This is a genomic window from Acinetobacter sp. YH12142, assembly GCF_013418435.1.
Lineage (GTDB): Bacteria > Pseudomonadota > Gammaproteobacteria > Pseudomonadales > Moraxellaceae > Acinetobacter > Acinetobacter amyesii.
The window spans coordinates 311,562-320,969 of record NZ_VPCB01000002.1; the positions used below are offsets into that span (position 1 = coordinate 311,562).

A 9,408-nucleotide genomic window follows, 5' to 3' on the forward strand; every position below is an offset into this window, starting at 1 on the left:
TTAGGCGGCATCATGTTTTTGAACAAGTACAGAACCTACTGAGTAGCCTGCACCAAATGAGCAAAGCACACCGTATTCGCCATGGTTTACTTCATTTGCTGTACGGTGCAAAGCAATAATGACACCTGCTGATGAAGTATTGGCAAATTCATCAAGAATGATTGGCACAAGGTCTGGCTGAGCATGTTCTTTACCCACAACCAGTTTCAGAATCAATTCATTCATGCTGGCATTAGCTTGGTGTAACCAGAAGCGTTTTACATCTGTTGCCGCAATTTTGTTGTCATCCAATTGCTTAGTGATCATTTTCGCCACTAATGGACACACTTCTTTAAATACTTTACGACCGTCTTGACGGAAACGGTTGTTGTCGATGTCAGCATCGACTTCACTCATATTTAAGTAACCAAAGTTGTTACGAATGTTGTTTGAGAACTGTGTAAACAGGTCAATATCCAACACTTCAAAACCAGCTTTGGTTTCAGTTTCTTCAATGATCGAAGCCGTTGCAACGTCACCAAAGATGAAGTGGCAGTCACGCATGCGGAAATCCGTATGACCAGATGTGATCTCAACGTTCACCAATAACACGCGACGAGCGCCTGATTTGATCGCGTCATAGGCTTGTTTGATACCAAAAGTTGCAGCTGAACATGCAACGTTCATGTCATATGCATAGCCCTGAATACCCAATGCAGTTTGGATCTCAATCGCTACAGCAGGATAAGCACGTTGAATATTTGAACAAGACAAAATCACAACATCGATGTCTTCAGCAGTCACACCCGCATTTCCCATCGCTTGCTTTGCAGCAGCTACGCCCCATTCCGCTTGAATAGACAATTCATCATTTGAACGCTCATGCAATACTGGACGTAAACGTTTTGGATCTAAAATACCGCTTTTTTCAGCAACATAACGTGCTTTTACGCCAGATGCTTTTTCGATAAATTCTGCACTTGAACCACGGCGCGCTTCTAGCTCACCGGCTTCAATTTTTTCAGCATTATCACTGTTGTACTGTTCCACATAAGCATTTAAAGCTTCAACTAACTCTTCGTTAGTAATTACGTCTTCTGGATGATAAAGACCTGTACCCGTAATGCGGATGCCCATGTAAAACTCCTTTTAGAAATTACCTATATCTTAACTGATTCCGAGCTTATCCCATACTTTTTGCAAGCGGGATGGAGAAATTGGCATCTTGGTCTTCATTGGTTGAGAGAAAATAGAGATGCGTAACTCCTCAACCATGAAATACAATTCTTTAAGGCGAGTGTCATTTTTAAACTTAAATAATTTTTCCATCCATGGGTCAACTTGATCAATGGCAGAATTGTCCCTTTGTAGGTTATTTGGCAAGCGGTCTAAACGCAAGACTAATGCCTTCAAATATCTTGGAAATTCGAGCCACACATCGGAAGTTTTGCCATAAACAAAATCTGAAAGTTGCATCAAATCGAGTTGATCTTCAATGTCATCAATGTTCTTTCCAAACACAGAATCATCTAAAACCAACAATTTCCGACGTATATCCTGCCATTGAATATAGGTTTCAGTTAAAACGGCTAATGCTTGTTGCCCATGGGTTAAGAAAGATTTCTTTACATTTAAAATCAGGTTTTGGTACTCCTGCACATTGACAGGTAGCTCATTTATTGCAAGCTGAAGTGTGGCATAAACTAACATTTGCTCTAGTTTGGCTTTGTCACCTAGCGGTGAATAAGCCAATGCCAAGGGTTTAGAAATCTGTTTTTTCAACTGACGAACTAAGTCCCCCAGCTGCATATGAACCAAACGAATGATCCCTTCGCGGTGTTGTTTAACTGCTTCAAATTGGTCATTGAAGGTCTGAATCACCACACCCGATTCGTCTTTGGCATCCAACTCTGCAAAGCCTTTGACTGGAACAAGCGCTTGGTATTGTTTCACCACCACACCCGTGACTTTTTGTGATGCTTCGAACACAAAATTATCAGGGAAGGTTTTAAACTCACCTTTTAACTGCTTAACTGGGCTGTGAGTTTCCGTACGACAGCGTGCTTTGAGTTCATCTAGATCACGACCTTGCTCAATCACACGGCCTTTTTCATCAATGACTTTGATTAAAGGCAGCAGATATTGCTCAACACGTTCCCAAGAAAAGTCTTTGTCTGTGATTTGCTCACCACGCAGTTGGAACGCCAAGAAACTAAAAATATGCTCGCGCAAATGCACGGCATCGACACGATCCATCAATTTACGCGCTGTATCTGGTATCGGCACCAAATGACGGCGCTTATCTTTTGGCAGTGCTTTAAGTAAAGCTTCAATCAGGTCTTGTCGCCAACCAGGTATACCCCATGACCAAATATTTTCATCCACTTGCGGCAAAGCTTGAACTGGAATTTTGACCGTTGCACCATCTTCATCATGACTTGGGTCAAAACGATAACTTGCAGCCAAACGCAGTTCACCATTACGTAGATAGTCTGGAAATTGCTGGGTCGTTGGACGGTCATTCATCCAAAGCGAATCATCATCGATAAATAAATAACGCGGATTTTGTGGTTCTACCGTTGCACGCCAGTCTTCAAAACTACGACGGCTTGCCACCTCTTCAGGCACTTTAACAGCATAAAACTGGTAAATGGTTTCTTCATCCACCACCAAATCACGACGACGCAGTTTATCTTCAACACGCTCAACTTCTTCGAGTTTTAATAAATTGTGTTTTAAGAACGGTGGCGTAATACCCAAATGTCCCGTCGTCAATGCATCGCGTAGGAAAATTTCATGCGCCGCCGGATGATCTACTTTTTCATAATTAATCTGACGACGTGGCTCAATAATCAAACCAAACAAAGAAATTTGATCATAGGCATTGACTACACCAGATTTTTTTGACCAATGAGGTTCAAAATAATGATGTTTCAACAAATCGCCTGCGGCCAATAAAATCCATTCAGGTTCAATTTTCGCCAACGTTCGAATATAAACCTGAGAGGTTTCAACCATCTCAAAAGCCATGACCCAAGGTGTATTGGTTTTATGCAAGGTTGATGCAGGGAAAATACGTGCCTTTTGCTGACGCACCGCCATGAACACGTTACGTTCATCGGTTTTATTGGCAATAAATGAAAGTAAACCCGTTAATAGCGCACGGTGCAGATTTTCATAATTGGCTTTCTTTTCATTAAAGGACAGTTTTAAACCCTGAGCCAAATCCACCAATTGCTCATGGGTTTTTTTCCACTCACGGAGGCGTAACCAACTCAGGAAATGGTTGCGTGCAAATGTACGACGCTTATTTTCACTCATGTCACGGTTGGCGACTAAAGCTTCCCATAACTTGATATAGAACAAGAAATCTGAGTCAGCTTCACGGAACAAAGCATGTTTCTGATCGGCCTGCATTTGTTTATCCGCAGGACGTTCACGTGGATCTTGTACTGCCAAAGCAGCGACAATAATCAAGACTTCATTTAATACGCCAAAATGCGCTCCGCCCAAAATCATCCGTGCAAGACGCGGGTCGATTGGCATTTTCGCCATTTGCTGACCAATTTTGGTTAAACCACCACCCTTCGCCGGAGGAAGTCCCCCTTTTGTAAAGGGGGATTTAGGGGGATTACTTTCAATAGAATCTCCCCCAACCCCTCTTTGCGAAAGAGGGGCTTTCCCTTTCTCAACCATCGCCCCAAGCTCAATCAAAAGCTTACGACCATCATTCACCAAACGATGATCTGGCGGCTCAATAAAATCAAAGTCTTCTAATTCACCAAAGCCCAAACTTTGCATTTGCAAAATAACCGAGGCCAAGTTGGTTCGTTTAATCTCAGGCTCGGTAAATTCAGGACGACTCATAAAGTCTTCTTCTGAATATAGTCGAATACACACACCCGGCGCGATACGACCACAACGACCTTTACGCTGATTTGCTGCCGCCTGTGATACAGCCTCAATCGGTAGACGCTGTACACGTGAGCGATAGTTATAACGGGATATCCGTGCAAAGCCACTATCAATTACGTAGCGAATATTCGGTACGGTTAAAGCCGTTTCTGCCACGTTGGTGGCAATAATAATACGTCGCCCACCGCCTGATGGATTAAAGATCTTTTGCTGTTCTGCCAAAGCCAATCGAGCATATAATGGCAAAACTTCGGTATGTCTTGGCCCAAACTTTTGCAGTGTTTCCTGTAACTCACGAATTTCTTGTTCAGTGCTGGCAAAAATCAAAATGTCGGCATGTTCAGGATGACCTTTTTCCTGCGCATCTTGAAAACATTCTTCTACAGCTGAAACCACGGCACGAGGTAAATTTTCTTCAAAATCGTCAAATTCATCATCATCACTGCCGACAATACTCAGCTCTGAAATCGGACGATAACGCAATTCTACAGGGAAGCTTCGACCTTCGACTTCAAAAATAGGTGCCCCATTGAAGTAATTAGAGAAGCGATTTACGTCTAATGTCGCGGAGGTAATGATAACTTTGAGATCTTTACGACGTGGCAAGAGCTGTTTGAGATAGCCCATGATGAAGTCGATATTTAGCGAACGTTCATGCGCTTCATCGATAATAATCGTGTCGTATTTATTTAAGAATCGGTCATTGGCCAGTTCAGCCAATAAAATACCGTCGGTCATCAAACGAACGATTGAATCTTGTGAACCTTGTTCATTGAAACGAACTTTAAAGGAGATCGACTCCCCCAGCTTTTCGCCCACTTCTTCGGCAATACGCTGCGAAACGCTACGTGCGGCCAGTCGACGAGGTTGCGTATGTCCAATCAAACCCGTTAAACCACGACCTGCAAGCATGGCAATTTGCGGTAACTGCGTGGTTTTACCCGAACCGGTTTCACCTGCCACAATAATCACTTGATGCTTTTGAATCGCATCGATCAGTTTGTCTGCATACTGCGTAACAGGTAAGTCTTGATTTAATTTAATATTTGGGATGCGGGCAATCCGTTCGCGGACTTTCGCATTCGACTTTTCAAACAGTTCTTTATGCTGCTTTTCGTTGGCGTCTTTTCCCTTACGCAATCGATTTAAACGGTGAACATCACGAGCCATCACCATCTGATCTACATTTAAATCTTTCGCCACCAAGAATACGCCTTACAACTACATGAAACCCGATATTCTACTCGGTTTCATCGCATTTCCCAATGCAACAATTGAAAACCCGAAGTGAATTTATCTGGCGCGACTGGCGTGGTGCGGTTTAGATCTCAAATCTGAAAATAGGATGAATTCGCCATATCCCCCTTCATCCGCCTAATTGAACAAAAGAAATGCTTCGCTGATGAGCGAATCGGCATGCCTAAAGATGGATTAAATCAACAATAGAAAAATTTAAATCACTTTTTTTAAATTTTACCCTTGAATTTTAAGGGGTGTGACTTCATGTCTGTGTAGGACGTTTAGAGTAGTTCCTGTCATTTAATCCTCACACAACTGCGGTTAAATGAGATGAAATACTGGTCTATTGGGAAATGAGTAAATCACTATTAATTCGGATTTTCCGATATTAGTTATGTAAAAATACTATTTCAGCAATAAGAAAAATTTCTGTACCCTATTGGAAATCAAAAACAAACCTCAATCATGGAGACAATGATGAGCTTAATTAATACTGAAGTTAAACCGTTTAAAGCACAAGCATTCCAAAATGGTCAATTCATCGAAGTAACTGAAGCTGATCTTAAAGGTAAATGGTCTGTTGTATTCTTCTACCCAGCTGACTTCACTTTCGTTTGCCCAACTGAACTTGGTGACCTTGCTGACAACTATGCAGAATTCCAAAAACTAGGTGTTGAAATCTACTCAGTTTCTACTGACACTCATTTCACTCACAAAGCTTGGCACGATTCTTCAGAAGAAATCAAAAAAATCCAATACGTAATGGTTGGTGATGCGAACTGGACTCTTGCTAAAAACTTTGACGTATTAATCGAAGCTGACGGTCTTGCTGATCGTGGTACTTTCGTTATCGATCCAGAAGGTAAAATCCAAATCGTTGAAATCAACGCTGGTGGTATCGGTCGTGATGCTCAAGAACTTCTTCGTAAAGTTAAAGCAGCTCAATACGTACACGCTCACCCAGGCGAAGTTTGCCCAGCTAAATGGAAAGAAGGCGACGCAACTCTTGCTCCTTCAATCGACCTAGTTGGTAAAATCTAATCTGTATTAGATTGAACTGATTCAAAAACCACGCTTTTAGCGTGGTTTTTTTATGCCTATTATTGGCGAGTATGTACCTCTATACACCCTACGCAGTTCACACTTTATTCATACAGCTATAACGCCCTAGCACTTTCCATCTATCTATAGATATTCATCAACTTAGCACTTACACAAATATAATAAAAATGCGCCTCATACCTGATAGTTTAGACTTACATCTTTGTCGGTATTTCAGTATTTTTAACTTGAATTTTAGGTCAATTGCTTATTTCAGGAAGATGTAAGCCCATGAAAAAATATTTCGTCTCGATCAGTTTAATTTTATGTTCGTTTACGACTTTTGCTGCCGTGAACTGCGAAGGTGAAATTAAAAACCAAAGTATTCGTGAAGATATTAAAGTCAAAAAAAATTGTCAGCTTGAAGGTTTAATTGTTCATGGCAATGTTATTTTAGAAAATGGCGCTAGTGTTGAACTGCATGACAATCATATAAAAGGCAATATTGAGTCTAATAAAAATTTTACCAAGATCATTGCCAATCATAACAATATCAGTGGCAATGTCGATTTTACGACAGGGAAAAACATCCAACTCCTCAATAACCAAATTTCAGGCGACCTGAAATTAAAGAAAAATAACGGCAATATTGTTCTAAATAATAATGAAATCGCAGGTAATTTGATTTGTCTTGAAAATGCTTTTTCAATTAATGGCAGCAACAACCAAGTCAAAGGCAATAAATCAGAACAATGCCGTAGTTTTTAACTCCCCCGACACCAACAAGTGAGAATGACGCTTATGGCATTTCTTTGAACTGGCATTATTTTTATCAAATTAGTTGATAAAGAAATGAAAAAAATGTGAGATAAAACATTATTTTTTAACAATTCTGCAATACTTCACGCCCTAAATTTGTCTTAATTTCAAATGAGATAAACCTTTAACTGCAGTATGACTATAACAACGCAATAAGGGGGTGGCTTATGACAACAACTGTTGTAACTTCTTGGAAATACAGTTCTTCTTCACGTTACTTAAAAATTTTTTATGCGAATGGTTCTGGGGATCTCTTTTATCCAGTTTCACCTTTTATTTATGATAATTTACTTCGATGTAGTGATAAAACGGCATTTGTCCACAAATATTTAGAATATGATCTACATTTTTCACGAGTAAGCCTACAGGGTTAAACCGCTACAAGCTTAGCGCTATAGCAACAGTATTTTATTAATTAAAAAATATTTTCGATCAAATCAGGGCTGAATGCCCTGATTTTTAGTTGCGCCAAGTCACCATAAAAAGCCCTGCACCCACATTTAATGTTGTACTGATAAAACGATCATCCGCTTCAACACGTTGGATAAATTCAGCGACCTCATTGGCATGTGACAGCACATTGTCCACGATTAACACGCCACTTTGAGCTTGTATCAATTCAGCTAAATATGGCCAATACGCGATATACGCATCACGTTCTGCATCTAATAAAATAAAGTCATAACGCTGATTTAACTGCTGTAAAAAATGCAGTGCATCGCCATGATGGAATTCGATGTATTCGGCTAAGCTTAAATTTGCCGCATGTTGTTTAGCTTGCTCGATACGCGCTGCATCAATTTCAATGGTTTCGACCCGCCCTTGTGTAGACTGTGCAGCATCTCCTAACCACAGCGTGGAATAACCTGTAGATGTTCCAATTTCCAAGATCTGTTTGGCTTGTTTTAAGCGAATTTGCATAGCCAAAAACAGTGCAGATTCAGGCTCAATATTTCGGTAACGCGCAAGTCGGTGATTTTGCGCAGCATCGTGAGCGCTAAAGTCTGCATAGAGTTGTTGCATATAGTTTTTAAAATTTGCATCCATGCTCATGATTCTGTCCTTTTACTATTTCATTCATATTTATAAATTGAAGGGCTAAATATCTGCTCAGTGGGTTTCTTGGATCAGCTTAAAACGTGGAATTACTTCACCATCAATTTCAACGGTTTCCATAAACATCTCTAATGGTCTAATCCACATTGAATAGTCGTCATATAAGCACTGATAGACCACAACTTTTTCACGCGTTTCACTATGTGTTGCAACATGAAAGACTTGATACAACTGACCTTTATAATGCTGATAAATCCCTTGCTTGACCTGCATGCCATTTCCCTAAAAAAATTCTCAATACAATAGCGTTGACTCTAGCATTGTCTTGCTTAAAGCGCGATGAATTCGTTTATTTTTCCACTATTTAACTTGTATTTCTCGATAGTGGCCCAATATTGACTGGATTCACATCGGTATATTCTTATGATTTAGAAAGAAATTTAATCATTTGATTTGTAAAACCGATTAATTTTATAAAAACAAACCGTTTCACCTATTTAATGGTTTGTTCTATCATTCTCTCATCAAATAAATTTACTCCTCTGGAGACGTTAGCAATGTTAGATCAAAATACTTCTGCTCAATTAAAAACCTTACTTGAACGCCTTGAAGGCCCGATTGAAATCGTCGCGACCTTAAACGGTACTGACAAATCAGACAAAATTAAAGAATTGGTAACTGAAGTTGCTGCCTTATCTGATTTAGTGACTGCACGTTTTGACGGTAACAACAGCCGTGCGCCAAGCTTTGGTATTGCAAAAGCAGGTGAAACTCCACGCGTATTCTTCGCAGGTCTACCTATGGGCCACGAGTTCACGTCTTTGATCTTGGCATTGTTACAAACCTCTGGTTATGCACCGAAAGTCTCTGACGAAGTACTGAATACCATTAAAGGTCTAGGTCTTAAAACTGACTTTGATGTGTTTGTATCTTTAAGCTGCCATAACTGTCCTGACGTGGTTCAAGCACTTAACTTGATCGCAATTTACAACCCGGGTACAACTGCAACCATGATTGATGGTGCATTCTTCCAAGACGAAGTGGAAGAACGCAAAATCATGGCTGTACCAATGGTATTCCAAGACGGCAACCACATCGGTCAAGGTCGTATGACCTTGGAAGAAATCATTGCTAAATTAGACACCAACTCTGCCGCAAAAGATGCTGAAAAGTTAAATGCCAAAGAAGCCTTTGATGTTCTTGTGATTGGTGGCGGCCCTGCGGGGAATACTTCTGCAATCTATGCAGCACGTAAAGGCATTAAAACCGGTATCGTGGCTGAACGCATGGGCGGTCAGGTCATGGATACCATGGACATCGAGAACTTCACGTCGATTCAAAAGACCCAAGGTCCTAAGT

The 9,408-nt window shown here is 40.6% G+C and carries 8 protein-coding genes; 4 read left to right on the forward strand and 4 right to left on the reverse strand.

Annotated features, from left to right (window positions below; all coding sequences use genetic code 11):
* Complete coding sequence (locus FTU77_RS03295; protein ID WP_180054614.1) at positions 1 to 1,116, reverse strand: beta-ketoacyl-ACP synthase III; 1,116 nt, start codon at positions 1,114 to 1,116, stop codon at positions 1 to 3.
* A 30-nt stretch (positions 1,117 to 1,146) separates the two neighbouring features.
* On the reverse strand, positions 1,147 to 5,097 hold the full coding sequence (locus FTU77_RS03300; protein ID WP_180054616.1) for a DUF3418 domain-containing protein: 3,951 nt from the start codon (positions 5,095 to 5,097) through the stop codon (positions 1,147 to 1,149).
* A 513-nt stretch (positions 5,098 to 5,610) separates the two neighbouring features.
* Between FTU77_RS03300 and ahpC the strand changes: the two genes are divergently transcribed.
* From ahpC to FTU77_RS03315, 3 genes are all read left to right on the forward strand, one after another.
* The gene (ahpC, locus tag FTU77_RS03305; RefSeq protein ID WP_078193727.1) at positions 5,611 to 6,174 is read left to right on the forward strand and encodes an alkyl hydroperoxide reductase subunit C; all 564 of its coding nucleotides are present in this window, start codon (positions 5,611 to 5,613) and stop codon (positions 6,172 to 6,174) included.
* A gap of 291 nt (positions 6,175 to 6,465) precedes the next feature.
* Positions 6,466 to 6,942 carry a hypothetical protein gene (locus FTU77_RS03310; protein WP_180034674.1) on the forward strand — a complete coding sequence of 159 codons (477 nt, stop codon included), beginning with the start codon at positions 6,466 to 6,468 and terminating at the stop codon, positions 6,940 to 6,942.
* Positions 6,943 to 7,160: 218 nt separating this feature from the next.
* A complete protein-coding gene (locus FTU77_RS03315; protein WP_078189026.1) occupies positions 7,161 to 7,367 on the forward strand; it encodes a KTSC domain-containing protein in 207 nt (68 codons plus the stop codon).
* An 85-nt stretch (positions 7,368 to 7,452) separates the two neighbouring features.
* On the opposite strand, the gene FTU77_RS03320 is transcribed toward FTU77_RS03315, so the two are convergent.
* On the reverse strand, positions 7,453 to 8,046 hold the full coding sequence (locus tag FTU77_RS03320; protein WP_180054618.1) for an O-methyltransferase: 594 nt from the start codon (positions 8,044 to 8,046) through the stop codon (positions 7,453 to 7,455).
* Between the two features lie 57 nt (positions 8,047 to 8,103).
* Entirely contained in the window at positions 8,104 to 8,322 is a 219-nt protein-coding gene (locus FTU77_RS03325; protein ID WP_168378866.1) for a DUF1653 domain-containing protein, read from the reverse strand.
* A gap of 284 nt (positions 8,323 to 8,606) precedes the next feature.
* On the opposite strand from FTU77_RS03325, the gene FTU77_RS03330 reads away from it, so the two are divergent.
* Positions 8,607 to 9,408, forward strand: an 802-nt coding sequence (locus FTU77_RS03330) for a thioredoxin family protein (RefSeq protein ID WP_180054620.1), incomplete at its 3' end; no start/stop codon positions are given.